The sequence below is a fragment of the Mucilaginibacter sp. P1_A3 genome, from assembly GCF_056406855.1.
Window position 1 is genome coordinate 41,576 of sequence record NZ_JBFTZJ010000001.1, and the last position, 25,532, is coordinate 67,107.

Sequence of the window (25,532 nt, forward strand, 5' to 3'; positions counted from 1 at the left end):
CATCTTATTTTTTAAACCATCGCCTTATATCCCACCATTTATTTTTATCATCATCTAAATAATAGCCAGATCCCGAGTATCCGCTATAGTCAGAGTAATAGTAATATCTTGAACCCGCATTGTCGCCGGTAAATTTGGTAGTATAGTATCTTGCATGTAAAAGATCTTCTTCAAAAGCGTTTAGTACAATTACGGTATTATCAAGATGATATTCTTGCGCTATGCGTTGAGGAACCGTAGCTGCATAAAATTTAGATTTTCCTGATCGGATCACGAAAACATTAATGTCGCTTATCCTTATTAATGGGATTGCATCAGATACCAGGCCGATTGGCGCAGTATCAATCATTATAATATCATACCTTAATTTCAATTCGGTAATCATCGCAATCATCCTGGCGCTGTGCAGTAATTCTGATGGGTTTGGAGGAACCGGACCTGAAACCATAAAATCGAGATTATCCTGTTCAGAGTGGAGAATAATTTCATCAAGCGTGCTCTGGTGGGCAAGGTAGTTGCTTAAGCCTTTGTCATTAGGTACATGAAAGGTTTTATGGAGTCTTGAGCGCCTTAAATCGGCGCCGATAAGTATAACCTTTTTATCAATGAGCGATAGGGTACTTGATAAGTTTACTGCTACAAATGATTTACCCTCGCCGGCAACCTCCGATGTTATACAAATTATTTTGCTGGCCTTTTCTGATGCAAGGAAGCTTAGATTGGTACGCACCGAACGAACCGATTCGGCAAATATGGATCTGGGCTTACTTAGGACTAAGACCTGCCTGCTGTTTTCATCAATGTGTTCTGGATATTTTCTTATAACACCCAGTATAGGTATTACTGTAAGGCTTTCAATGGTTTCCTTATCGTAGATATAAGGGTTAAGTATCCTTATTGAAATAATGAGGCCAAGGCCTATTGCCAAACCCAAAATGATGGCCGAACGGTGGATATCATGTTCGTTTGGTGATACAGCATTATAATTGGGCTGTGCAAATTCAATAACCGTGGCACCGGGTAATATGCCGGCGCGGCTTATCTGAGCTTCCAGTTTCTTTTCTGACAGAAAGGAATATACCTTATCATTTATCTCAAAATCCCGTTGTAAAGCAACAAGATCACGCTGGGCTGCCGGTAATGACATTATGGTTTGGTTAATCTGCGCTAACTGACTATCCAAATAAGCTATATTTTTTGCTATACTGTTACGTACACCTTTTATGTTATTTAAAGCGGTGAGTTTACTTTGAAGTATTTGCTGATTAATATCAAGCAGGGGCTGAGAATTAGGTGTATAAGTTTTTAATAAGGCTGCTCTTTCAGATATCTGTACATCTAACTTGTTTATTAATGCGTTTAAAGTAGGTAAATCAGTTCCGCCAGAGCTGAAATTTAGTGTAACATTATCCTTTTCTTTGGTTATTTGATCTGTTAGCTGATCAAGTGCTATCATCTGAATTTTTAACAGTGATCTTCTTGTTTCAATCTCGGCGGCTTTACTGGCCGAAGTAGCCGAGGCAGAGCCTACATCAAGTATTTTGTTTTTGTTTTTATATTTTTCTATTGAGCTTTCTGATCCTTTTACTTCACTGGATAAGAATGAGAGCTGGCTGTCAATAAAATCAATCATTTGTGATGCCGACTGTGATTTCTGGTTCCTGTCAAAAATCACATACTCTTTCATGATATTGTTAAGCACATCAGCAGCAAACTGGGGGTTAAGGTCGGTTTCTTGCAGCGAGATAATATTGGTATTCTTGCCGGTTTCGCCGGCTCTTAAACCACCCTGTACCCTGCCTATATAATCCTCCGGAATATTGAACTTGAAAAGATAAATCGTACTGTTATCAATAGCGCCGGGGTATTTTATGGTAAAACTGGTATTGCCTATGGTTACAGGTGCATTATAGCTGTAGTGGTTTTTAGTTTCTTTTTCGCCCGTTTTATAAGAGAGGCTAAAGATTTGTTTGTTAATAGGTTTGTAACTTATAATATCATGATAAAAGTTTAAGCTATCAAACTTTATAAGTTGAATGCTTAATGGCTTTGATGGATATGTTTCGGAGGTGCGTACGCGGCCGGATATAAAAAAACTTACCCGGTAGTCCATATCTTTTATAGCACTAAGTATTACATTTCTGCTTTGTAATACCGAAGTTATACTCTGTATTTTTGATGGCCCGCGTTCGGGCACTGCCATTACAGATATAAGATCTGAAACTTCTGACTTTCTTTCTTCAATTTTTAATGTGCCGGATGTTGCAAACGTTTTAGGCGTGTACCATAAATAAGTATAAGATATAATAACAGCCAAACCCACAGATGCAGCAATCCAATACCAACGACTCAACAATACTTTGCCAATCTTGAAATAGTCGATTTCCTGGTTAGGCAGTTTTCTTTGGAATTTTTCTGTTTCTTCCATTAGCGGCGGGAAAGCGATAAAACAAGTAAAGCTGTACTCAGTAAAAGCAACATTGGCTGTACAATGGATGAAGCGTTTTGTAAATTATCATTACGTATGGCGCGTTTGTTTTGAGCTATATATACAATATCGCCATTTTGAAGTACAGCCCTCGGATCGTTTATTGATTGTATGTCCCTAAGATCGACGTAGGTTACCTGGGGATTTTTTTGATCTCCACGAATTATTTTAACGTTTGATATATTAGCCTTCTCTGTAAGGCCTCCAGCCTGTCCAATCATTTCAATCAAAGTGGTTTTGTCTCTAACCAATGGGAAATTTCCCTGCCCCTTAATTTCGCCAAGTAATGTAACCCTTAGGTTGGTGATTTTTAACTCAATTATGGGATCTTTTAAAAGGTTTTTACGGTAAAGGTCTTCAATAAGTTTTGATGCCTGGGTGCGTGTAAGTCCTACAACAGCAACATGGCCAATAACAGGTAGAGCCACGGTGCCTTCTTCGTCAACCTGGTAAGTTTGTCCGGTTCCGGCGCTTCCACCACCGCCTCCGCTATTTGATGAAGGCGCTTCATCAACTACATATTTAATATTTTGCAGGTTTCGTATCTGCAGCATATCCTGTGATTTTATGCGATAGCTGCTTAAATCGTTATAGCTTTTCTGCGATACTGTATCATTATTGACAGTTTTTTGTTCAAATAAAGGTTGGTACTGCTTACCCGAGCAAGAAGATAGAATAAGAACTATTAAAAAAATAGGGAAAATTGACGTTACTATGCGCATGAGGACAAAAAACTTCTGCTTAAATATTTTTATAATTCTGCATTGATTCCAAAAATACATAATTTGCGGGTATTAACGATTCGTATTTTTTCCAATTTATAGAGTTTGAAGATTTCATTAGTTACCGTTGTTTATAATGCCCAGGATACCATAGCGCAATGTATCCAATCTGTTATCAGCCAAAAACATCCCGATATTGAGCATATTGTTATTGATGGCGGATCAACCGACAATACGGTAAGTATTATAAAAAAACATATAAAACACATCAATTTTTTTGTTTCTGAACCAGATCAAGGCATATATGATGCCATGGATAAAGGAATCAGGATAGCTACCGGCCAAATTGTAGGCACTCTTAATGCCGATGATCTCCTGGCTGATGATCAAGTTTTATCAACAGTAGCACAGGTATTTACACAACAAGATATTGATGCGGTTTACGGAAACCTGAACTATGTAAATCTCAACGGAAAAATAATCCGGAAATGGAATTCAAAGCAGTGTGTAATTAATTCCTTTAACCGGGGATTTATGCCCCCGCATCCCACGTTTTATTGCAAACGTAACTTATTTGAAAAGTTGGGCTTTTATAGCCTGGAATACGGCTCGGCGGCCGACTATGAACTGATGCTGCGGTTTATGTATCTGAACAAAATTAAATGTTTTCATATAAACAAGGTAATGGTTAATATGCTGGGCGGAGGTGTGAGTAATAGAAGTTTTAAAAGCAGGCTTAAAGCCTGGAGTTTTGATTTAAAAGCTATGCGTAAAAATAGCATTGCATTTCCTGTGCTGGCTTTAGTTCTAAAACCTTTGAGGAAAATTAATCAATATATTTAATTAGGTAATTACGTTGTTTTATACGCATTTAGCATCCCGGTACTTATTGTAACATGAAAGTTTCAATTTGCAAGTGGGTTCGCTGATTAAATGAATCGCTTTTTTAACTTTGCGGCATGACAGAGCAAGACCTGATAGCCTACTTAGAAGCAGCAACATTACCTGAAACCCTACGCCTTGATAGGGCAACCACCCAACTTGATGTTAAAGAAGCTGTAAAAAGGAATATCGAACAGATGACGTCAGATGTTAAAGATGGAAATGCGAAGCACCGGTTAACCAGGATATGGTATGCCCTTGAAAATCCATATAACGGACCAGAAATACCTCGTTTTTAATATCCCCGCTCAATTTTACCAATTTTAAATAGCATTTCTCAGTTTTAACGGACTTAGGGCTCATTGTTTTCATTTTTAAATGAAAAAACTACTGACCGCCTTTTGATTAACTATTTTGTAATAAAATGGATAGAGAGTCAAATTAAAGTCATAATAGTTAAGGTGTTTTTCTGAATTTTAATCAGCCCCTGCAAAGTTTCATTCAAATTTTCGGCGAAAATATTGATAGAGAAATCCTGGTAAAGGAGGCTTTTTAATTGATCATTTTGGCTGTATTGCTGTTAAGCTTTTGTTACTTTAATTTAAAGTAATCGGTTAGTAATTAATATTTTGACTTCTCAAGGAAAAGGGAAAATACCTCGCGTGTTTTCCCTTTTTTTTAGTTAATTAAATTAACCGTCTTTCTGTTAAGTCGAAGATTTTCGCGCGGCCGATAACGAAATAAAATATGGTTTGTTGTGTCATTTAAATAAAATAAATCGTCAGGGTTAACAAAGTATAGTCGTAGGAAATATTGCAAAATTTTATTTTGCTTTGCGCTATGTACCCGTTGTGTTTACCGGGATAACTATTAATTAATTTATTTCAATGAAAAAAGGTTTACTACTTATTTTGTGCAATTTTTTATTGGCTGCAACCCAGCTATTTGCGCAAAGCCATGCCGTTAATGGTGTGGTAACAGCTCAAGATGATGGCTTACCTCTACCGGGAGTAAGCGTAAAAGTAAAAGGAACGAACATTGGCGCCCAAACCGGTGCAGATGGCAAATACTCACTAAATGTTGCTAATAATGCAACACTTGTATTTAGCTTTATTGGGTACAGTGCCCAGGAAGTTCCTGTTGGTAACAAAAGCAATTTAAACGTAGTTCTGGTACCGGCCAGCCATGGTTTAAATGAGGTTATTGTTACCGCTTTAGGTATTTCGCGCCAGCAAAAATCATTGGGTTATGCTGCCCAGGCGGTTAAGGGTGATGATTTATCGGTAACAAAGCAATCTGACCTTAACACGGCCTTAGCCGGCAAAATTGCCGGCGTACAGGTACTTGGCGGTTCAGGAGCAAAGTTTGGCACTTCTACAATCCGTATCCGTGGTGTTAACTCCTTATCGGGCGGTAATCCCATTTATGTGGTTAATGGTGTGGTTACTGATCCAAATGCGGTAAATAATGATGATATTGAATCATTAACAGTTTTAAAGGGCCCGGCAGCTACTGCACTATACGGTCAGCGTGCATCAGAAGGCGCGGTGGTCATCTCCCTTAAAAAAGGTGTTGATAGAGGAGTTGGCGTTTCATTTAATCAGTCAACAACCTTTGAAAAAGTTTACCAGCTTCCTGAGTACCAGAATGAATATGGTGGTGGTACAAGTTTAAACTGGAAGACTTACACTTATGATCCAGGAAACTCACCCGCATCAAATGCAAATTTTAATGGAGTTAAATATTATGATTATGGTGTTGATGAAAGCTGGGGCCCTAAACTTGATGGAACCTTGTACGCACCATGGTATTTCTGGGATCCAACTAATCCTGGCTATGGTAAATTAAAACCCTTTGTGGCTCAGCCTAACAACGTTCGTGATTTTTACCGTACAGGTGTTACTGCAAATACAAATGCAGCGTTTTCAAAAGCCAGTGATAATTATAACTTCCGGGTTTCATACACTAACATTGAACGTACAGGTATTACGCCTAACAGTGATCAAAAACGCAATAACGTTGGTTTGAACGGCGAACTTAAGTTAACAAAAAGATTATCTGTAAGCGCCAATGTAAACTTTTCACAAATCAATTCAAACAATGTTCCCCAGGAAGGGTATGGAACGCAAACAGCCGGATCCTTCAGCCAGTGGTTTCACCGGGATACTGAAATTGGTCAGCTGAAAAATTACAAGAGAGCCGACGGAACGTATACATCATGGAATATTATTAGCCCTGATGATCTTTCACCTCATTACTGGGATAATCCGTACACCGAGGCTTATGTAAATACTTCTAAGTCAAACAGCAATCGTATATACGGTAATCTTACAGCATCTTACCAGTTCACTAAAGACCTTTCTCTTTCGGTTATAGCCCGCGAAGATCTTTTGAACAGGGATGATAATTCACGTGTAGGTTCAGGTACTATCAATGTGGATTCATATTCACAAAGCCAGTATACTTATAAAGAGAATAATTATGTGGCTAATTTGAACTACAGCCACGTTTTTCATGATCTATCAGTAAAAGCTGGTTTATATGCAGAAAGCCGCCAGGATCGTTACCTATACACCAGCGGAAATACTAACGGCGGTTTGGCTATACCCGGACTATATACTCTTGGTAACTCAATTGATGCGCCAACAGCACTTAGTTATAATGCTTTAACCCGTGTTAATAGTTATTATGGTTACACCTCATTTGGCTATAAAGACTTTTTATATCTTGATTTTAACGCCCGTAATGATAATTCATCTACGCTGCCTGTTAATAATAATTCTTACTGGTATGGTGGTCTTTCCGGCTCATTTGTTTTCTCGGAACTTTTACCTAAAAACGACATCCTTACGTTTGGTAAATTAAGATTATCAGCTGCAAAAATTGGTTCTGATGCTTCGCCGTACCAGGTTTATCAGACTTATAACTTATCTACAACCCCACACGGAGGAGATCCGATCCAAACTGTACCAAATACCCTTCCAAATGCTAACTTAAGGCCTACACTTTCTACCGCTTTTGAAATAGGTACAGAACTGCATTTTATAAAAGACAGGATCAGGTTTGATTTTAACTATTACACCCGCAATACCAAAGACCAGATATTGCCATTACCAGTTAACGGAACTTCAGGTTATTCGGTTGCGGTAATTAATGCAGGTGAAATTAAAAATAACGGTATAGAAATAACATTGGGCGGCACGCCGGTAAAAACAAAAGAATTTACCTGGAATGCAGATTTCAACGTTGCGTTTAACCGTAATAAAGTAGTTTCAATATTCCCTGGCATAAACAGCTTACAGGTATCACCTGATGGTGCAGGCGGTTATGGCCTTGCTGGCGGTAACCAGGCTGCAGGTGCAAAAAGCTTTGGATTTGTTGGTTCCCCAAGCTTTGGTGTTAACGGCGTATTAGGTCAGTCTTATGGTCAAATCATTGGCTCAGGCTTCACCCGTGATACTAAAGGCAACATTGTGGTTGATCAAACAGGTATGCCGATAGTAAACAATTCTGTTAATTTAGGTAGCATGCTGCCAAGCTATACCGGTGGTTTTACCAACTCATTTAATTATAAGGGGGTAGTAGTAGCTTTTTCTCTTGATTTTCAGAAAGGCGGAAAATTTGTTTCTGTTACTGAGCAAAACTTAAACGGATCTGGACTTGGAGCTGAAACAGTTGGAAACAATGCAAAAGGAAACCCAGTACGTAATGACGTAGCTAATGGTGGTGGTACACTGGTACAGGGCGTTCATGCAGATGGCACTCCTAATACTACCTACGTAAATACCCGTCAGTTATATGAGCAGGTATATAGCCAGATATGGGAAAAATACACATTTGATGCTTCTTATGTTAAATTAAGAGAAGTGAGTGTAGGTTATTCATTCTCTAAAAAAATGCTGGGAAGACTTCCATTCCAATCGGCTTATTTTGGCGTAACCGCGCAAAACCCCTGGTTAATTTATTCCAAAGTTAAAGGTGTTGATCCGTCACAACTGCAAACATCTTTTTATGAAGGTGGACAGTTGCCTAACACAAGAAATTTAGGCGTCAACCTTAAACTAACTTTCTAATAAGCTCAAAATCATGAAAAAAATATTCAATATAAGTAAATATATTATTGGGGCCGGTGTAGTTATCCTGTCCTCATGTAAAGTGGGGGGCGATGTAAACGTTAATCCCAACCAATCGCCAAATGCTCAAACGGGCTATATGCTAAGCAGCGCCATACAGTTTTTGGGTGGTGTAAACGGAGCTGGTGCCACAACTAATATCAATTCCTTTGCAGGCGAGTTATATTCGCAATACCTGTCTGAAACGTTTTACACCAATGAGTCACTGTTTTCATTAAAACAATACGATTATCAAAACTATTACACAGGACCATTACAGGATCTGAAAACGGTTATTACTGTAAATACAGACCCGGCGAAGAAAAGTCTGGAAACAACAACCAGGTACGGTTCAAATAATAACCAGATTGCTTCGGCACGTATACTTACCGCATTTATCTATCTGACAATGACTGACAGGTGGGGAGATATACCTTACACCCAGGCATTAAGCGGATCAGCTAATTTTTCACCGGTATTTGATGCTCAAAAGGACATTTATCCATCTTTAATGAAAGAACTGGATGAAGCCCAAAAGCAATTCGATGACGGGCCGGCATTAACAGGTGATATTCTATTTCATGGTAACAACAATAAATGGAAACACTGGGCAAACTCATTGCATGCTATCATGGCTTTAAGGTTGTCAAAGGTAGATCCGGCAACAGGTCGTACCGAATTTGCAAAAGCAGTTGCCGGTGGGTTGATGATATCAAACGAGGATAACGTATCCTATACTTATTTGGCAGCACAAACAAACGAAAATCCATATTTTAATAACTATCGTAATCGCTATGATTATGCGGTTAGTAGTTTGGTAGTAAATACATTGCAAGGTTTTAATGATCCCCGTTTACCGGTTTACGTTGCTCCAACAGTATCTAAAACCTACGTTGGCTTACCTTATGGCACCTATGGTGATAAACTTGGCGATTATAGCGCCGGTACCAGGGATAAACCGGGTAATGTATCATTAATAGGCCTGGCCGTATCAAATCAGGATTCTCCTACTATCTGGACTTCCTATGCCCAGGTATTATTTACGGAGGCTGAGGCTGCTCATTTAGGTTGGATTGCTGGCGGCGATGGTGCTGCCGCTGATTTTTACAACCAGGGTATAACCGCGTCTTTAACGCAGAATGGTATAAGTGCAGGTGATGCTGCAACTTACCTGGCGCAAGCTTCGATAAAGTTCTCGGCTAACACTGCTCTTGAACAAATATTACTGCAAAAATGGATCGCCGGCTTTTTAAGTAATGGCTGGGAGTCATGGGCGGAATACCGCAGAACAGGCTTGCCTAAATTGCTTGATCCTGTTCCGGGATCATTAAGCCCAGGTCAAAAAATTCCGCGCAGGCAGCAATACCCGCAAACAGAGCATGATTTAAATCTGACTAATTATAATAATGTTATTTCACGTCAAGGTCCTGATGCATTGGATACCAGGGTTTGGTGGGATAAATAAGCAAATTGATATTGCATAATAAATAAAAACGGCTGGATCAGGTAAAATTGATCCGGCCCTTTTATTTGGCAAATTAAAATTTCCTGTCGGCGGAATGAATAAAAAGAAACGATCACTTTTTGCCCTTATTGGATAAATATTCAATATCCTTCTTTTAACTTATTTAGTAGATTAATAAGCGTTGTAATGATCAAAATTGCTCATTTAAATGCTTTAATTGCCTTGTATATTACCTTGCATAATTAAAAGTTAATCTGGTTTAATTCGGAGTTATTTTTTGCCCTAATTATATACTAACCGGGCGGGCACTTCGTTTAAATTATAACTTTTATAATCTATCAACACCAATGCTATTTTACCGGTGATTCTATTGTTTATTGATAAAAAATAAAGTCTATGGAAACGATCTTGGTACAAGAGAATGATCTCGGTACTTTGGAGGCAGTCACAGAGGCCTTACAAATGGAAGGGTTTCGGGTTTACAGTTTAACCGACTGCAATGATAATGTTCTGGACATGATCAGGCGTCACCACCCAAGGCTTGTATTGCTTGACTGCTGGCTTTTTAATCATTCGGGTAAACAGGTTTGCCAGTGGATCAAGGCACATTTCCGGCGCCTGCCAGTGGTCGCTTTAAGCTGCGATGATCAAATTGATGTACATTACCGGGAACTGGGTTTTGATGACTACCTTAAAAAACCGTTTGACCTGGATCAGCTTTACTACGTAGTTAGGAAACAGTTAACATGGCATAGGCGAAAAAAGAAATACACCGAACTAACGTTATAAATACTTAAGCCAGTTAGTCGGCCTGTTTTAATGGTCATTGCCTCATTGATGATTTGTCTAATCAAAGGAAATTCCGGGGAGTATAAGATGACAATGAGTATAAAACCTGCACATGCTAATGGCAGGCTGAAAATTATCATCGCCATAAAAAAAGGAAATGAATATTTTGATCAGTCAATCGAGATCAAATAAGCGGTCACAAATCCATTCACGTTTAACCATGCACTGTTTACCAGCGCTTTAATTCTTTATACCATGTTAATCAGCAAAGATAAAAGCAAAGAAAAAGATGAAGCAAAGCCAGCAATACATCTGGCTACCGATTGGCCGCTTTGCGAAAAAGATGAACAGGCCATCGCGATAGAGCATACCAAAATACTTCAAAAGGAAGCGTTGGATAGATGGGAACGTTTAAGAAAAAAGAGACACTAATTAGATTTTACCCGTTAAAATTAAAGTGCTGCGATTCAATTGTTTTATTCGCAGGTATCAAAGAAAGCCAGTGACTATTTGACTTCAACTAAATACCCGTACGGTTTTTAATGTTTAAGGATCAGCATCGGTCGCGTGGTTTACATCACCAGGCTGTTCTTTTTATAAGCACCTGGGGTTTGTCTGGTAATTTTTTTAAAGATCCTTGAAAAATAGGATAAATTCTCGAAGCCTGTTTCGGCTACTATGTCATAAAAAGACAGGTTGGTGGCAGTAAGCAGCAATTGCGCCCGCTCTATTCGTTTGGTTTGTATATAGGTTAATGGCCGTTCTCCGGTACTTTCATAAAACAAGCGCGAAAAATAATCTGAGTTGTGGTGCAGCCGCTAAACAGGTTAACTGATTTTTTGCCCGCAAGGTTCTGCAGGTAGATAATATTTATAGGTCGCTATCCGTTATAAACCAAGTGATTAAGTGATAGAAATCATTTTTTTAAATTGATATAAACTGCATATTTGTATACGAAGCCAACTCGTTCTGAACAGGTGATTAATATAAAATAATGATTGCAGAACAGAAGCTTCAAAACCTATCCTGATCCCTGAATACGTTGCAATTGGTAATTTAAACTTACCCAGATCACTACAGTTGATGGCAGGACCCGGCTGCACTATACCAGGTGGATTTACATAAATTTTGATAATTATGAAAACGATCCTTGTTCTGACAGATTTTTCTGACAATGCTGCTCATGCAGCTCAATCCGCACTGAATCTTGCCGTTATGATCCATGCTGATGTTTTATTATTTAATGCTTATCAAACAATCCCGGTGAGTAATTATTATATCGGCGCGCCATGGGGAGGAGTGTCCCCCTCTTATTGGGAAGATCATAGCGAAAGTAACATCCAGACTTTTCAGAAACATTTGGAGCCATTGATCAACAAAGTACATCCGGAGCAATTTAAACCAGCCATTAGCACCTTATGCAGGGAAGGAAATTTAGGAGAGCTTGTAAATGAAATTGTTCAACAGAAAAACATTGGGTTGATTGTGATGGGGTCGCGATCTGACAATGCTTTTGAACACATCTTTTCGGGCAGTGATACCTATGCTGTAATTGAGCACGCCAGTTGCCCGGTTTTGATCTTAAGGGAAAAAATGGAGTTAACACAGCTTGGCAAAATAGTGTTTGCAAGCAACTTTAGCCCTGAAGATATTAAAAGCCTCCAATACCTGGTAAAACTTGGTGAACTGTTCAATACAAAGCTGGAGTTGGTGCATATCATGCCGTCAGAAAGTCTTGGAACGGCAACAAACGAAGGAGAAGTAGAGTTTATGAAGCAAGTGGCTGCACTAAACTATCCGTATATTACTTTTAAAAATGTTAAGGGGAAAGAGGTGGTTGAAAGGCTCAATCACTTATGTGAAGAGGAACAGGCAAATGCGCTTGCCATCGTCCACCACAAACATTCATTTTTTATACGGATGTTGAAACAAAGCCTTGCCCATCAGGCACTGGATAAACAAAAAATACCTCTGCTGGTATTTCCCGCTAAAATGGATTAAACATTGAGTTTTTTTTATACTATTAGGTTCCTGAATTCAATTATAAATGTAGTTCCCTCGCCAGGAATGCTTTCTGCTATGATGTTTCCTCCCATAGCCTCTACCTGGTTCTTAACCAGGAACAGGCCTATTCCGCGTGCGTCATCGTTGCCATGAAAGGTTTTATACATCCCAAAAAGTTTATTGCCATTTTGAACCATATCTATCCCCATACCATTGTCTTTAAATCTCAGGATGATCTGATCTTTTAACCTTTTAGCATTTATATCGATTTTTAACGACTTTTCGGGGTTGCGGTATTTGATGGCGTTGGTCAATAAATTAAGCAGGATACTTTCCAGGTAAGCAGGATCAAATTCAAATTCAATTTCTGGTGATACTTCAATAGAAAGCTTTGCCGCTGCAGCTTTTAATGATCCGGATAAGACTCCCGTCGTTTTTTCAATTTCTTTAGCAAGATTTAGCATTTTCAGCCTGTGTTTACCACTGGCATGTACATCAACAACCTCATTCAAATGCACAAGTGTATCCTGCAAATTAACCGCATTTATACCAAGCATCCCAATCAGGCTATCTCTTTCGGCGGTGTCTTCTTCACTCAAAATCATTTCTGTCAACATCTGTATATTACCTGCATGTGACCGCAGGTTATGTGATACTATATGTGCAAAATTTAACAAGCGGCTATTCTGGGCGCTAATGATTTCCATTGCCCGGCTTCGTTCCATTTCCATCCTCTTATGGTCTGTAATGTCTTTAATCTGGGAAACAAAGTACAGTGGCTTTCCCTGCTGATCGCGGGCCAAAGTAACGTTTAAAGAGACCCATATAATACCGCCATCAATATGAAAATAACGCTTATCCATTTGATATGCAGTGATCTTGCCATTTAATAGCTGATACATTTGTTGCAAATCAATATCCAGGTCATCCGGATGCGTGATGTCCTGGAAAGTTAGCTTTAATAAAATCAGCTCATTATAGCCCAAAATCTGGCACAACATTTTATTAACCCTAATCCATTCTCCCTTTGTAGATACAAGGGCCATCCCTATAGGCGCGTAATCAAATGCCTGGTGAAATTGTTCTTCCTGTTCTGCCAGTTTACTCACCAGGTTAACCTGCTTTGTGATATCCTCAATAGAGCCATACATGACAGTACATTTGCCGTCCTCGAAATCGGCCTTTATTCTAACCTTAACCCATTTAACGTTTCCTTTTGCAGTAGTCAGTTTTAATTCGACCACTTCAGGATTTTCTGTTTTTATGGCATCATCCATTAATCGCCTAATGGCGTCAGTATCTTCGTAAAATTCTATTGCCTTTTCAAGGCTGGGAGAAAAATCTTGGTCTACTTCATGAATGTCCCGAACAACGGCGTTCCAATAAATTTCACCTTTGGCCAGGTTCACTTCCCATATACCCAAATGAGCTATGGGTATAACTTTTTGGTAGAGTTCGAGTTTAGTTTGCATGTAAAGTAAAGATGAGCTTGCGTAAGCTACAATGGAAAAATGTATATGTTATGTATTAAAAATTAGGTGTTGTTGACTATGCAAAGGTTATGAATCTATTTAACGAAAGGTAATCAAGTCTACTTGTTAATAAAGCCTTTGCAATATTCTTTTTATTCGTAATTCTAATTTTTAACGTTTGATTTGTATCCATGCTTATAAAATAACCTTGATGCCCACATCAAGCACTCGGGTACTTCCTGTTGATCCTTCATCTTACAAAGCTAACAATTAAATAGACGAGCCTAAACTGATCTAATCATTGAATTTTAATAACATTTAATTCTTTTGTGTGGCAGCTTTCAGGTGTTTGTAATTTTAAAAATTGAATTGCCAAATGATAATTGTTTATAAAGATCAGGGCTGGCATTAATTCAATAAATAAAAACTAATTATCTAAAATTCCTGCCTTTGTAAAAGACATCTTGAGCAGACTGGTCACGTTTTTGGGGTGCGGGTGCAGTTGTTTCGTCGGATCGGGATAGGGGGACTAACGGTAGATCATCATTATCGGCGTTGGTCAGGCCGTTCAGTAATTTATTGAGGTTGAAGCAGCGGCGGACAACCACATGTACTACTTCGCCCTCCACCTGCAATTTACCTTCCACCATAAGTAAACGGGACTGCAGGATCTCCTTGCGGTATTTGTCAAAGACTTTTTCCCACACAACAAGGTTAGAAAAACCGGTTTCATCCTTTATGGTGATAAACAGTACTCCTTTGGCTGTGCCGGGGCGCTGGCGAACGGTGATCATCCCGGCAACTTTGATAGGATCGCCATTTTTCATCGTTTTTATTTCCCCGGTAGGTGTTACGCGCAGAAGGTCAAGCTGGCCCCGTACAAAACTTACGGGATGTGCTTTGAGTGATAGCCCCGTGGTAGCGAAATCATGCACAACATGCTCGGCCTGGGTCATGAATGGCAGACTGATCTGTGTTTCGAGTGCGCTTTCGGATGGCTGCCCGGTAAATAACCCAATTGGCTTATCATTGAGCGCGGGCACTTCCCACAAAGCCTCACGGCGATCTAGGCCCAAAGAACGAAAGGCATCCGCGTCGGCCAGGTTTTCGATAGCGGCTTGTGGTATACCCGCATCACTCAATTGGTGGATACTGGTATAGCCGCTACTTCGCCCGGCAACAAGGGATTGCATCTCCTCTTCATTTAATCCTTTTACCTGGCGGAAGCCTAATCGTAAGGCAAAAAATTTACCCGCTTTTTCTTCTAATATATTATCCCATTGGGAGTGGTTGATATCCACCGGTCGCACCTCTACGCCGTGATTGCGGGCATCATCCACAATCTCTGCCGGTTGATAGAACCCCATGGGCTGGCTATTGAGCAAAGCCGCCGCAAAAACATCCGGGTGATGCCATTTAAGCCAGCAGGAAATATAAACCAGGTGGGCAAACGAAGCGGCATGACTTTCCGGGAAACCGTAGCTGCCAAAACCTTCCAACTGCTTAAATATCCGTTTTGCAAATTCTTCATCGTACCCTTTAGCTACCATGCCATCTACCAGCTTTTTGCGATGCTGGCTCACCAAACCTTTAGCTTTAAAAGTCGCCATACTTCGCCGCAGCTGATCAGCCTCGGCCGGTGTAAAGCCTGCCGCCACAATAGCAATCTCCATAGCCTGTTCCTGGAAAAGCGGCACGCCCAATGTCCGGCCCAATATTCTTTTGAGTTCTTCGGATGGATATACTATGGGGTCTATGCCGTCGCGCCTGCGCAAATAAGGATGTACCATGTCGCCCTGTATCGGACCTGGCCGCACGATAGCCACCTCGATCACCAGGTCATAAAAACACCTCGGCTTTAACCGGGGCAGCATAGACATTTGTGCACGGCTCTCGATCTGGAAGACGCCAAGTGTATCGGCATGACAGATCATATCATAAACGGCCGGGTCGTCCTGTGGCACATTCTCCAGTGTAAGGTCAAGGTTGTAATGATTCTTGCACAGCACAAACGCCTTTCTTATACAGGTCAGCATTCCCAAAGCCAGTACATCCACTTTCAAAATTCCCAGCGCCTCCAGGTCATCCTTGTTCCATTCCAGTTGTGTACGGTCTTCCATGCGGGCGTTCAGAACAGGACAGATATCGGAAAGCTTGCATTGCATGATCACAAACCCGCCTGTGTGCTGCCCTAACTGGCGCGGGAAACCCATCAACTGTTCAGTCAGCTCCAAAACTTTGTGTAAGTGCGGGTCATCTGGGTTTAGTCCCTGTTCAATGATCCGCTGCCGGTCAAAAGCCTCTTCTGAAAAATCCCAGATCGCACCGGATAAGCGTTTGATCGTATCCTCTGATAGGCCCATTGCTTTACCCACATCGCGGATCGCGCCTTTATGCCGTTCCTGGGTCACTGTCGCTACAATGGCCGCGTGTTCCCGGCCGTAAGTTTCATAAATCCATTGGATAATCTCTTCCCGGCGTTCATGTTCAAAATCCACGTCAACATCAGGCCATTCGTCGCGGGCATCAGACATAAAACGGGAAAACAGCAGCCGGGATTTGGTAGGATTTACCGGCGTGATCCCCAAACAAAAACAAACCGTGCAATTGGCTGCCGAACCGCGTCCCTGGTGCAGGATATTCAGTTGCTCGGCTTTTTGGGTGTATTCATAAATCCGAAGGAAATAAGGAGCCAGCTTCCGTCTCTCAAAAAATGCAAGCTCAAAATCAACCTGTTCTGTAATCTTTTTCGGGATGATCTCACCAAATATTTTCCGGGCGCCTTCCATTGTATGCGCCCGCAGATGTTCATCTGAAGTACGGCCATCCGGGCTCACCCATTCCGGTTCGAGGTATTTTAAAGTATCCAGTGAGAAAGTACAGGCATCGGCAATCTCCTGTGTACGCGCGATAGCATCAGGATACTGGCGAAACAAACGCTCCAGTTCATCAAGAGGTTTCAGGTAGCGCTCGGCATTGGCATGCAGGCGGAACCCGGCGTTATGGATGGTACATTTTTCCCGTACGCAGGTTTGTATATCCTGTAATTCCCGGCGTACCGATTCGTGATAGTGTACATCATTAGTGGCTACCATAGGAACAGTCAATTGTGATAACCTGTAAAAGCGTTTAGCATCATCGCCGCTATAGGAGCGGCTTACAGCCAGGTAAAGGTCAGCGCCAAAAACAGCTTTATATTCGGCAAGGTCAGCTTTAAAAGTATCGTCAAAATCAAACTTCCTGTTCAGCCTGGTGGGGGGGATAGCTATAAATTTTATACCCTGGGCATGAGCATAAACATCTTTTTTATAGAGTTCGCATTTGCCTTTTTCGGTACGCAGGTTGCCCAATGTCAATAAAGCGCATAACCTGCCCCAGGCCGTAATATCTGTAGGATATGCTAACAGGCTGGGACCATCCAGCAGGTCGAGGCGGCAGGCAGGAATAAAACCTATGCCTTTAACCTTCGCGGCCTGGTGTGCGCGTACAACTCCCGCCATACTGTTTCGGTCAGTAATCGCGATTTTGGTATAGCCAAGGTCAGCCGCATGTTCTACCAATTCATCTGGATGCGAACCTCCCCGCATAAATGTGAAATTGCTGGTTACCTGTAATTCTGCGTACCTCATAATAAGATGTTGTTTAAGCAAAAAATCCGTGGATATACCATTGTGACCCCTCATCCGAATAATGCCCCGAACGAAACAGCCAGTAACGCCGGCCTTCCTGGTCTTCTACCACATAATAATCGCGGTGTGGTCCGACGTCCAGCCACCATTCGCGTTCTATGCGTTCAGCATCATCGGCTTTTTTGATCGTATGCCGCTCGCCTTTATAAATAAACAGCATGGGGGGATTATCGGGCAGCAACGCAGTCACTTCTATCTTCTCGGGCCGTGGCAACAGTAACGATGGCCTTGGACGCCCGGTTCGCCAGGTAGTTGTGGGCTTTTCTGCAAGTGAACCGGCTTTTTTAATGGATTGTTCTGGCCAGTAACGTTCCTGCGGCAGGTAGCGGCGGATGTTGCCAGCGCCAACTTTATTGGCCAGCCTGTCGAGCAGTTCTGCTAAACTGGTATCAGCAAGGCCGCAACCCTCTGGCGACCACAGGATCTCCTGATCGGGCGATACTTCCTCCACTTTTGGCGCTTCCAGGGTAAACAGTTCAATACCCAGATCCGGCTCAATCAGGGGGATTTTAAGTTCAAACAATTTGAATAGATGATTGATGTTATGTGAAGCCCGGTTGGTGCCGATAGTGGCATCTACGATTTTACCATCCAGGCGATAGCATTTCAAAATGGCTGTCCGCAAGCCTTTACCTTCTGCCTGTAGTCGTTTGCAGAGGTTGCCCAACAATGTTTTAATGCCCAGTTCGATTGCTGTTGCAGTGCGAACCGGCTCCAGGCATGGCAGGCGTTCATTATAAGGCTCTGCCGGGTGCAATACTTGCAAGGGTTCGTTCTCGTTACCAAGGGCCTGGTCCAAACGGAGCAGGAAATTATCCCCAAAACGGCGGCGCAGTGCTGAACGTTTCAGGTTTATAAAACTTTTGATCGTATAAAAACCAAGTTTTTGCAGCCGCTCCAGGATAAGCGGTTCCAGGCGCAATGCAGCCGGCGGCAGGGATAACAAAGCATTCGCCTGATCGCCCGGTTCAATGATCGGTTTTATCCGCCCAAAACGTGCCACGGCCCAGGCTGTTCCAGCGGTGTCAGCCATAGCGCCACGAACGTCATAGCCTTTGCTTCTGATGCGGTTTACAATTTCCTTAAGGTAAGCCCGTTCACCACCCCACAAGTGCGCACAGCCCGAAATATCTAAAATTAAGCCCTGGGGCAAGTCAACCGAAATCAGCGGCGAATAACGGATGCACCATTCGCCGGCCTGTTTGAGTATTTTGGCAGATTGACCCGGCTGCGCATCGAAAACCTGCAGGCCCGGTATGGCCGCTTTCGCATCTGCCGCCGCCATACCTACAGTGATGCCCTGTACTTCTGCTAAACTATTAGCCGCTGTGACCACCATGCGGTTACGTTCGGATGCTACCAGGATAAAGGGCACATCTTTCAGTTCCGGCTGCCGAATCGTCAGCCAGTCCGTCGTCAAATGACGAAACCATAAGGAAAGGAAGCGGCTTTGCATAATTATATGGCTTTTCGTTCCGGTAATTCATTCAGCATAATATCTTCGTCAACCGGCACAAAGTGCCCGTCAACCCATTCCAACTTCCAACTGCCCGGATTGCCATTACGCACCCGCAGCAATTCTACCTGCCATCGCGGAAAGCCTACACCGGGCAATTCTTCTTCCACCGTACTTGGCAAAGGCGTGATCTGCCAGCGGGCAACACAGGTAGTTGTACCCAATTTACGCGGATCGTTGCGTAGCAGAAAACCTGTAACCTTGCTGCTTTCTACCGCCAGCTGCAAACGGCGGGATTGGGCAAAACTTATTTCCCTGACTTCGGCAATAACTGCTGCCAGGCCTTCGCATTTCAATGCTTCTTCCATGGCCCAGAGTACATCCTTTTCGCGCTGAACATCAACAAAGATTAACCGGTCTGGTTGCACTTCAAAATCATCAAGGGAGGGAGGGAAAAGTTTTCTTGTGGTACTGATCCACAGGCATGCGCCTCCTTTTTGCATCAGGAAAGCCAGTAAGCCCGACATCAGTCCGCTGGTTGCGGCGGCTTGTTCCGGCGTTGGGCAAACCATTTCGTGTATATTACCTACAGGGAAAACGCCATTGGGAAATGCCGATTCCAATGGTCCCAGGCCAATGCCACCAGGCTTATCCGCTAGAGGCGGAACAAAACCCTGCCATCGCAAAATATCTTTTTGCAAACGGTTGATCATATCCTTTTGGGTTTCCTGCATGTTTTTTACATCTTATTCGCCTGAAATTCCTGCGGACTACAAAGTTAATACTAAAAATATTAGCATTTTATTTATATTTGAAAAAAGTTTACAACCGTTAAAATGATTACGCATAACTATCTGACCAGGGAGGCCAAAGCCTTTGTAAAACGCAAAAGCGGCCCTGATGAAGTCGTACGGGTAGTGCCCGATCCGACACATAAAAAAGCGGCCCAATGTTATCAGCTGTATACCGCTTTTGAAGAAAGGCCTGATGACCTCGGCTGCATTTTATTTGACGCACAGGGTTTCTGGATCTATGACGGCGATATACTATCTATCGCGGAACAGGAACAGGTTGCGGATTTTATTATCAATTATGTAGAAAGGATTTAAGGAGAAAGATGATGGAGCAATTGTGTTTTTTTTCCGAGGAGGGGCAAAGTAAGGGATTGCCAAAGGAGCTGCTGGAGTATATGCCTGCTTTGTTTGATGAAGAACAAAGCAATTCTTTATTAAGTAAGTTTATTGCAGCAACTCCCTGGCAACAGCGGATACAGAAAATTTACGACAAAGAAGTTATTACGCCAAGACTGACTGCCTGGTATGGCGATCCGGAAGTATATGACTATGCATCGCTTACTCAAACCAAACCCAATCTGTGGACTCCTGAATTGTTGATGCTCAAAGCTAAGATTGAGCCACTGGCAGACATTAAATTTAATAGTGTTCTGCTCAATTATTACCGTGACGGTAATGATTCTGTGGCCTGGCATAGTGACCGTGAAAGTGTTTTAGGCAACAACCCGGTTATAGCCTCGGTTAGTTTTGGGCAGGTGCGCAGTTTTGATATTCGGAACAAAGTCAACCATGGTGAAAAATATTCGGTTCGGCTGGAGCATGGCTCATTTTTGTTGATGAAAGCAGGTTTGCAGGAACATTGGGAACACCGTATTGCCAAGTCCATTAAACCTATGAAGGCGCGGGTTAACCTTACTTTCCGGACGGTTATATAATTCTGCAAAAAATGCTGTTAAGCGCGGGTGTGAGAATCCGCCGACACGTATTTTTTCCTGAAATTTTATTTTAGGTGATTTAAATCCTAAATTTAAATGTATGAAAGCCATCGCCTGTTTGTTGCTGCTGATTACCTGTTTTTACGGAGATGTACCGAAAATCTCGGTTACCGATGCGGGAAAGGTATTGGGCCAAACTGTGCGTTTGACCGACAGCTCCAGTGAGGAGAAAAGTGGTGTGTCCAAACAGCGGTATACATATATGGCCATTACCGATACGGTATCGCATTTATATTATTTGTCGGCCAAATATCCGGCGATAACAGCTGCGCAAAATGCCTATACCACTATTGTTGCCGGTAATATTGGTATGCCCGGACTGGAAAAAATATCCGGCCTGGGTGATGAGGCTTTTTTTTATACCGATAAGCAGCATTTTTACCTTATCATTTTCAGGAAAAAGGATCGGATGATTACCCTGAAGGTCAATAAGCTAACCAGCAAAACATCTGCACCGGAGCTCCGGAAACTGGCCGCAAAACTGGAACATAATTTATGAAGATCTCAAAATGCGGAAACCATGATAAGACCTCATGAAATGAGCCTGGGATTGCCTATGGAAGTTGCCAATAAGGTGTTGTCCACTACAGACAAGGTATGGGGAATTCTAATGGCCAGTCATGATGGTGACCTGGAAGGGGTGAAGCAATTGGTCAGCGAATGTCCGGAACTGATCTATGCGCAGTATAATTATACTCCGCCAATCCACTTTGCCGTTCGCGAAGGACATATAGCTATCGTTAGTTATTTACTAGATAATGGTGCGCAAGATCCAGCCTATAGGACGTATCCCTTTCGAGACAGTCTTGAAACCATTGCGGCAGACCGCGGCCATGACGAAATTGTCCGGTTATTGCAAGAATATGCGGCTCATCCCGGGCGCCATAAATATAAGGGCGATAACGGGAAAATATTTTTTAACCGAACAAAACTCCAGCTGGAATTTCAAAAAGCAGTAGATCAAAACGATCTTATAAAAACAGCGGTAATTTTAAAAGATCATCCGGAGTTCGCACTCGATGAAACCTACTTCTGGGGCGAAGGCATCCTTACTTTTGCGGCTAAAACCAATAACCGGTCAATGGCCGATCTGTTGATGTCTTATAGTGCAAAAGTGCCTGATATTTTGAAGTGGACGCAGAAATACTATTTTGAACGACTGGACGGCGCAACCTATATGATGGAAAAAGGGATGAACCCCAATACCATGAGCTGGCATCATGTTACCATTTTGCATGATATGGCGCAAAATGGGGATATTGCTAAAGTGAAGTTGTTGATTGATCATGGCGCGGACCTCAATGCGATTGAAGAAGAATACCAGTCAACGCCTTTAGGGATGGCTGCCCGCTGGGGGCACCTGGACATGGTGAATTATTTACTGGAACAGGGCGCAGACCCCGGGCGTTCCGGTGCTGATTGGTCGACGCCCTTAGCCTGGGCGGTGAGGAAAGGTCATGCGGCAATTGAAGAACGATTAAAAATTTTATAATGGAAACTAACCCGCAAAACATCCGGCTGGCAGTTCCTTTTTTTATGGTGGCCGATATGGAGGTTTCTCTGCGGTTTTACCGGGATGGCCTGGGCTTTAAGCTTACTAATGAATGGACACCAAGGGGGAAAATTGAATGGTGCTGGCTGCAGCGCGATGCTGTGTCCATTATGCTGCAGGAGCCGCGCAACAGAAATGCAGATCAGTTAGCGCCACCCGGTGGGGGCGTAACGATTTCTTATCAATGCGCCGATGCACTGGCCTTATATCACGAGTTTAAGGGAAAAGGCTTAAGCATCTCAGAGCCTTTTGTGGGGAATGGCATGTGGGTGGTAGGGTTGAAAGACCCGGACGGTTACCGGCTGGAATTTGAAAGCCTTACCGATGTTTTGGAAGAAACCCAATATAGCGAATGGAAAAAAGATGAAAATTGAATCTGTTATACCTGTACTTTACTCAGATGATGTAACGCGCAGCCTGGCCTATTATACTGAAGTGCTGGGATTTGAAGAAAAATGGACCTGGGATGATCCTCCCACATTTGGCGCAGTGTTAACTGGTGATACAACGATTTTCTTTTGTAAAGGAGATCAGGGACATCCCGGAACATGGCTTTGTTTGAACGTGGACAATGTGGATGAATATTACCAGGCCATCAAAGCGAAAGGCGCACTAATTTTAAGCGAACCGGACACCAAGCCCTGGTCCATGCGCGAAATGTTGGTGAAAGATCCCGATGGTCATATTCTGCGTATCGGTCATAATACGAACTGTGAACCGGAAGAGGATCAAACCAACAATTAATAGAAAAGATTATATTTATTATTTAATCACTGTTATTGTTCAACAAAATGCCAGCAAACCCCGGCAATATCAATGATATTAACCTCCATGCCATAGGGCTCCTGTGTGATCTGCCCGATACGGATACCGTACTTTTGAGGTAGTTCTTTTTCAAGAACACTTTTTCTGAACTCTTCAACACTGCTGACTTTCACACTGAGCATGAAATTTTGTGCAAACTCAATGTTATCAAATTTCTGAAGCACGAACCTGCATTCATCCCGCTGAAAGCTAATGTAACCGTCCACTTCCCAGTTAATATGAAAGCCCAATTCCTGGAAAAATTCTCTTGAGCCTTCAAAGTTGCTGCCTGAAGGCACAAATGGTTCGAGTGATAAAAACTTCATTTGCTGTTTTTTATCTAAAATATATATTCTGCTACAAAATACCCAACCCCGATCAAAACAGTTTCGGCTACAACAACAGTAGATATGGCTACATCTGTTGTTTTGCTATGGCGCAACTTTGCAATATCAAAAAAATAGAAAAATGAAAATTATAGTAACAGGTTCGTTAGGACACATCAGTAAGCCACTGGCAATAGAGTTAGTGCAAAAAGGACATACGGTTACCGTTATCAGCAGTAATCCTGAAAAACAGAAAGATATTGAAGCATTGGGAGCTACCGCAGCCATCGGCTCATTGGAAGACGTTAATTTTCTCACAGCCACTTTTACAGGCGCAGATGCTGTGTACACCATGGTACCACCGGCTAATTACTTCGATCAAAATCTTGACGTAACGGCATATTGTCTCAGAATCGGCAACAACTATGTCGTAGCTATCCGGGATTCGGGCGTAAAGCATGTGGTGCATCTTAGTAGCGTTGGTGCTCATTTAGTTAAGCATTCAGGTATCATTCTTGCTCATCATGATGTAGAGGCTATCCTGGATAAACTGGCTGATGTTGCCATCACGTACATGCGCCCCGTTGGTTTCTATTACAATTTATACAGCTTTGTAGCTATGATAAAAAAGGACGGCATTATTGCAGCAAATTATGGTGCAGATGATGAGCTAATATGGGTTTCGCCAATAGATATTGCTGCCACGATTGCTGAAGAACTTGAAACATCACCTGAGAGCAGAGAAGTGCGGTATGTGGCAAGCGATGAACTTACCGGAAATGAAACAGCAAGTATCTTAGGCAAGGCTATGGGTAATCCTGATTTAAAATGGATAATTATTGCCAACGAACAAATGCAAAGTGGTTTAGAAGCGGCCGGAATACAGCCAATTATTGCTGCCGGTTTGGTTGAAATGTATGCAAGCCAGCATAACGGTGTCTTAACAGAGGATTATTACCGGAATAAACCGGCAGTTATGGGTAAAGTAAAGCTCACAGATTTTGCAAAAGAATTTGCTGCCGCATTTAAATAAAAACAGGTATATTGAAGTATGGGAAACATCCAACCTCATCGGTTTAAAACGATAAGTGAATTTCACAAGTTTAGGGAATTGCCTAAGCCAGAGCATCCGTTAATCAGCGTAATAAATTTGGAATCGGTTAAGCAGGCGCCGGCCAATGAAACAAGTTTAGTTAAGGATTTTTATTCCATTGCCCTTAAACGGAATTTTAATGCCAAAATAAAATATGGTCAGCAGGAATATGATTTTGATGAAGGTATCATGTTCTTTATATCACCTGGCCAGGTTTTTAGAATTGAGGTGGAGAAGGATTCAACATTAAAACAATCGGGATGGATGTTATTGCTTCATCCCGATTTTTTGTGGAATACGCCTTTGGCCAAAGCCATAAAGCAATACGAATATTTCGACTATTCGGTAAATGAAGCCTTGTTTCTTTCAGAGAAAGAAGAAACAACAATTGCGGGTATTATGCAAAACATCCAGGAGGAGTATCATTCAAACATTGATAAATTTAGCCAGGACATCATCATTGCTCAATTGGAATTGTTATTTAATTATGCCGACCGGTTTTATCATCGCCAGTTTATAACAAGAAAAATCGCCAACCATAATATCCTGAATCGGTTGGAATATATTCTTGCCGGATATTTCAACAGCGATACATTAATAAAAAAAGGATTGCCGACGGTTCAATATATTGCCGACACATTAAATGTATCGCCCGGTTATTTGAGTGGATTGCTTAAGACATTAACTGGCCAGAGTACCCAACAACACATACACGATAAACTGATAGAGAAAGCAAAGGAAAAACTATCTGTTACAGGTTTATCAGTAAGTGAAATCGCCTACGAATTAGGTTTTGAACATCCGCAGTCGTTCAGTAAATTATTCAAGACAAAAACTAACCTATCGCCTTTGGAATTCAGAAACACTTTTAACTAATCTTTCTGCAGCT

23 protein-coding genes are annotated in these 25,532 nt (G+C 41.9%); 15 read left to right on the forward strand and 8 right to left on the reverse strand.

Annotation, left to right across the window (positions count from 1 at the left end):
• Positions 1-4: 4 nt before the first annotated feature.
• Entirely contained in the window at positions 5-2,428 is a 2,424-nt protein-coding gene (locus tag AC1D0K_RS00195; protein WP_477443436.1) for a GumC family protein, read from the reverse strand.
• Positions 2,428-3,270: a polysaccharide biosynthesis/export family protein gene (locus tag AC1D0K_RS00200; RefSeq protein ID WP_477462971.1), complete on the reverse strand. Its 843-nt coding sequence runs from the start codon at positions 3,268-3,270 to the stop codon at positions 2,428-2,430. Before AC1D0K_RS00200 ends, AC1D0K_RS00195 begins: the two co-directional genes overlap by 1 nt.
• A gap of 45 nt (positions 3,271-3,315) precedes the next feature.
• On the opposite strand from AC1D0K_RS00200, the gene AC1D0K_RS00205 reads away from it, so the two are divergent.
• From AC1D0K_RS00205 to AC1D0K_RS00230, 6 genes are all read left to right on the forward strand, one after another.
• Positions 3,316-4,053: a glycosyltransferase family 2 protein gene (locus AC1D0K_RS00205; protein ID WP_477443434.1), complete on the forward strand. Its 738-nt coding sequence runs from the start codon at positions 3,316-3,318 to the stop codon at positions 4,051-4,053.
• 116 nt (positions 4,054-4,169) lie between these two features.
• Positions 4,170-4,391, forward strand: a complete 222-nt coding sequence (locus AC1D0K_RS00210; RefSeq protein ID WP_295720316.1) for a DUF6965 family protein — start codon at positions 4,170-4,172, stop codon at positions 4,389-4,391.
• A 588-nt stretch (positions 4,392-4,979) separates the two neighbouring features.
• The gene (locus AC1D0K_RS00215) at positions 4,980-8,165 is read left to right on the forward strand and encodes a SusC/RagA family TonB-linked outer membrane protein (RefSeq protein WP_477462972.1); all 3,186 of its coding nucleotides are present in this window, start codon (positions 4,980-4,982) and stop codon (positions 8,163-8,165) included.
• 13 nt (positions 8,166-8,178) lie between these two features.
• On the forward strand, positions 8,179-9,669 hold the full coding sequence (locus AC1D0K_RS00220; RefSeq protein WP_477442079.1) for a SusD/RagB family nutrient-binding outer membrane lipoprotein: 1,491 nt from the start codon (positions 8,179-8,181) through the stop codon (positions 9,667-9,669).
• A gap of 396 nt (positions 9,670-10,065) precedes the next feature.
• The gene (locus tag AC1D0K_RS00225; RefSeq protein WP_295720321.1) at positions 10,066-10,458 is read left to right on the forward strand and encodes a response regulator transcription factor; all 393 of its coding nucleotides are present in this window, start codon (positions 10,066-10,068) and stop codon (positions 10,456-10,458) included.
• A 255-nt stretch (positions 10,459-10,713) separates the two neighbouring features.
• Complete coding sequence (locus AC1D0K_RS00230) at positions 10,714-10,890, forward strand: hypothetical protein (protein WP_477396465.1); 177 nt, start codon at positions 10,714-10,716, stop codon at positions 10,888-10,890.
• 140 nt (positions 10,891-11,030) lie between these two features.
• Here the strand turns inward: AC1D0K_RS00230 and AC1D0K_RS00235 are convergent, their stop codons facing one another.
• Positions 11,031-11,273, reverse strand: coding sequence for a helix-turn-helix domain-containing protein (locus AC1D0K_RS00235; protein WP_477396470.1), 243 nt, complete (start codon positions 11,271-11,273; stop codon positions 11,031-11,033).
• Between the two features lie 322 nt (positions 11,274-11,595).
• Between AC1D0K_RS00235 and AC1D0K_RS00240 the strand changes: the two genes are divergently transcribed.
• Positions 11,596-12,459, forward strand: coding sequence for a universal stress protein (locus AC1D0K_RS00240; RefSeq protein WP_477396463.1), 864 nt, complete (start codon positions 11,596-11,598; stop codon positions 12,457-12,459).
• A 14-nt stretch (positions 12,460-12,473) separates the two neighbouring features.
• Here AC1D0K_RS00240 and AC1D0K_RS00245 read toward each other — a convergent pair whose 3' ends face one another.
• The 4 genes from AC1D0K_RS00245 to AC1D0K_RS00260 form a co-directional block, all read right to left on the reverse strand.
• A complete protein-coding gene (locus AC1D0K_RS00245; protein WP_477442081.1) occupies positions 12,474-13,934 on the reverse strand; it encodes a sensor histidine kinase in 1,461 nt (486 codons plus the stop codon).
• Between the two features lie 431 nt (positions 13,935-14,365).
• On the reverse strand, positions 14,366-17,563 hold the full coding sequence (locus tag AC1D0K_RS00250) for an error-prone DNA polymerase (protein WP_477396459.1): 3,198 nt from the start codon (positions 17,561-17,563) through the stop codon (positions 14,366-14,368).
• A 13-nt stretch (positions 17,564-17,576) separates the two neighbouring features.
• Entirely contained in the window at positions 17,577-19,079 is a 1,503-nt protein-coding gene (locus AC1D0K_RS00255) for a Y-family DNA polymerase (RefSeq protein ID WP_477396457.1), read from the reverse strand.
• Between the two features lie 2 nt (positions 19,080-19,081).
• The gene (locus AC1D0K_RS00260; RefSeq protein ID WP_477396455.1) at positions 19,082-19,813 is read right to left on the reverse strand and encodes an ImuA family protein; all 732 of its coding nucleotides are present in this window, start codon (positions 19,811-19,813) and stop codon (positions 19,082-19,084) included.
• A gap of 102 nt (positions 19,814-19,915) precedes the next feature.
• On the opposite strand from AC1D0K_RS00260, the gene AC1D0K_RS00265 reads away from it, so the two are divergent.
• The 6 genes from AC1D0K_RS00265 (at position 19,916) to AC1D0K_RS00290 (ending at position 23,164) form a co-directional block, all read left to right on the forward strand.
• Positions 19,916-20,188: a hypothetical protein gene (locus AC1D0K_RS00265; protein ID WP_295720338.1), complete on the forward strand. Its 273-nt coding sequence runs from the start codon at positions 19,916-19,918 to the stop codon at positions 20,186-20,188.
• 8 nt (positions 20,189-20,196) lie between these two features.
• The gene (locus AC1D0K_RS00270) at positions 20,197-20,808 is read left to right on the forward strand and encodes an alpha-ketoglutarate-dependent dioxygenase AlkB family protein (RefSeq protein WP_477396452.1); all 612 of its coding nucleotides are present in this window, start codon (positions 20,197-20,199) and stop codon (positions 20,806-20,808) included.
• A 100-nt stretch (positions 20,809-20,908) separates the two neighbouring features.
• The gene (locus tag AC1D0K_RS00275) at positions 20,909-21,367 is read left to right on the forward strand and encodes a hypothetical protein (protein ID WP_477396450.1); all 459 of its coding nucleotides are present in this window, start codon (positions 20,909-20,911) and stop codon (positions 21,365-21,367) included.
• Between the two features lie 21 nt (positions 21,368-21,388).
• Positions 21,389-22,360, forward strand: coding sequence for an ankyrin repeat domain-containing protein (locus AC1D0K_RS00280; RefSeq protein WP_477442083.1), 972 nt, complete (start codon positions 21,389-21,391; stop codon positions 22,358-22,360).
• A complete protein-coding gene (locus tag AC1D0K_RS00285) occupies positions 22,360-22,794 on the forward strand; it encodes a VOC family protein (RefSeq protein ID WP_477396446.1) in 435 nt (144 codons plus the stop codon). The genes AC1D0K_RS00280 and AC1D0K_RS00285 overlap by 1 nt, the downstream gene beginning before the upstream one ends.
• Positions 22,784-23,164, forward strand: a complete 381-nt coding sequence (locus AC1D0K_RS00290) for a VOC family protein (RefSeq protein WP_477396444.1) — start codon at positions 22,784-22,786, stop codon at positions 23,162-23,164. The genes AC1D0K_RS00285 and AC1D0K_RS00290 overlap by 11 nt, the downstream gene beginning before the upstream one ends.
• Positions 23,165-23,196: 32 nt before the next feature.
• Here the strand turns inward: AC1D0K_RS00290 and AC1D0K_RS00295 are convergent, their stop codons facing one another.
• The gene (locus AC1D0K_RS00295; protein ID WP_477396442.1) at positions 23,197-23,550 is read right to left on the reverse strand and encodes a VOC family protein; all 354 of its coding nucleotides are present in this window, start codon (positions 23,548-23,550) and stop codon (positions 23,197-23,199) included.
• A 142-nt stretch (positions 23,551-23,692) separates the two neighbouring features.
• Between AC1D0K_RS00295 and AC1D0K_RS00300 the strand changes: the two genes are divergently transcribed.
• Positions 23,693-24,583, forward strand: a complete 891-nt coding sequence (locus AC1D0K_RS00300; protein ID WP_477396439.1) for an NmrA family NAD(P)-binding protein — start codon at positions 23,693-23,695, stop codon at positions 24,581-24,583.
• An 18-nt stretch (positions 24,584-24,601) separates the two neighbouring features.
• Positions 24,602-25,519, forward strand: coding sequence for a helix-turn-helix domain-containing protein (locus AC1D0K_RS00305; protein ID WP_477396437.1), 918 nt, complete (start codon positions 24,602-24,604; stop codon positions 25,517-25,519).
• Positions 25,520-25,532 lie beyond the last annotated feature (13 nt).

Bases quoted from the DNA above. Each gene is read 5' to 3' on its own strand.
- AC1D0K_RS00195 (WP_477443436.1), bottom strand. From the start codon at position 2,428: ATGGAAGAAACAGAAAAATTCCAAAGAAAACTGCCTAACCAGGAAATC.
- AC1D0K_RS00200 (WP_477462971.1), bottom strand. From the start codon at position 3,270: ATGTATTTTTGGAATCAATGCAGAATTATAAAAATATTTAAGCAGAAG.
- AC1D0K_RS00210 (WP_295720316.1), top strand. From the start codon at position 4,170: ATGACAGAGCAAGACCTGATAGCCTACTTAGAAGCAGCAACATTACCT.
- AC1D0K_RS00215 (WP_477462972.1), top strand. From the start codon at position 4,980: ATGAAAAAAGGTTTACTACTTATTTTGTGCAATTTTTTATTGGCTGCA.
- AC1D0K_RS00220 (WP_477442079.1), top strand. From the start codon at position 8,179: ATGAAAAAAATATTCAATATAAGTAAATATATTATTGGGGCCGGTGTA.
- AC1D0K_RS00225 (WP_295720321.1), top strand. From the start codon at position 10,066: ATGGAAACGATCTTGGTACAAGAGAATGATCTCGGTACTTTGGAGGCA.
- AC1D0K_RS00230 (WP_477396465.1), top strand. From the start codon at position 10,714: ATGTTAATCAGCAAAGATAAAAGCAAAGAAAAAGATGAAGCAAAGCCA.
- AC1D0K_RS00240 (WP_477396463.1), top strand. From the start codon at position 11,596: ATGAAAACGATCCTTGTTCTGACAGATTTTTCTGACAATGCTGCTCAT.
- AC1D0K_RS00245 (WP_477442081.1), bottom strand. From the start codon at position 13,934: ATGCAAACTAAACTCGAACTCTACCAAAAAGTTATACCCATAGCTCAT.
- AC1D0K_RS00250 (WP_477396459.1), bottom strand. From the start codon at position 17,563: ATGAGGTACGCAGAATTACAGGTAACCAGCAATTTCACATTTATGCGG.
- AC1D0K_RS00255 (WP_477396457.1), bottom strand. From the start codon at position 19,079: ATGCAAAGCCGCTTCCTTTCCTTATGGTTTCGTCATTTGACGACGGAC.
- AC1D0K_RS00260 (WP_477396455.1), bottom strand. From the start codon at position 19,813: ATGCAGGAAACCCAAAAGGATATGATCAACCGTTTGCAAAAAGATATT.
- AC1D0K_RS00265 (WP_295720338.1), top strand. From the start codon at position 19,916: ATGATTACGCATAACTATCTGACCAGGGAGGCCAAAGCCTTTGTAAAA.
- AC1D0K_RS00270 (WP_477396452.1), top strand. From the start codon at position 20,197: ATGATGGAGCAATTGTGTTTTTTTTCCGAGGAGGGGCAAAGTAAGGGA.
- AC1D0K_RS00275 (WP_477396450.1), top strand. From the start codon at position 20,909: ATGAAAGCCATCGCCTGTTTGTTGCTGCTGATTACCTGTTTTTACGGA.
- AC1D0K_RS00280 (WP_477442083.1), top strand. From the start codon at position 21,389: ATGATAAGACCTCATGAAATGAGCCTGGGATTGCCTATGGAAGTTGCC.
- AC1D0K_RS00285 (WP_477396446.1), top strand. From the start codon at position 22,360: ATGGAAACTAACCCGCAAAACATCCGGCTGGCAGTTCCTTTTTTTATG.
- AC1D0K_RS00290 (WP_477396444.1), top strand. From the start codon at position 22,784: ATGAAAATTGAATCTGTTATACCTGTACTTTACTCAGATGATGTAACG.
- AC1D0K_RS00295 (WP_477396442.1), bottom strand. From the start codon at position 23,550: ATGAAGTTTTTATCACTCGAACCATTTGTGCCTTCAGGCAGCAACTTT.
- AC1D0K_RS00300 (WP_477396439.1), top strand. From the start codon at position 23,693: ATGAAAATTATAGTAACAGGTTCGTTAGGACACATCAGTAAGCCACTG.
- AC1D0K_RS00305 (WP_477396437.1), top strand. From the start codon at position 24,602: ATGGGAAACATCCAACCTCATCGGTTTAAAACGATAAGTGAATTTCAC.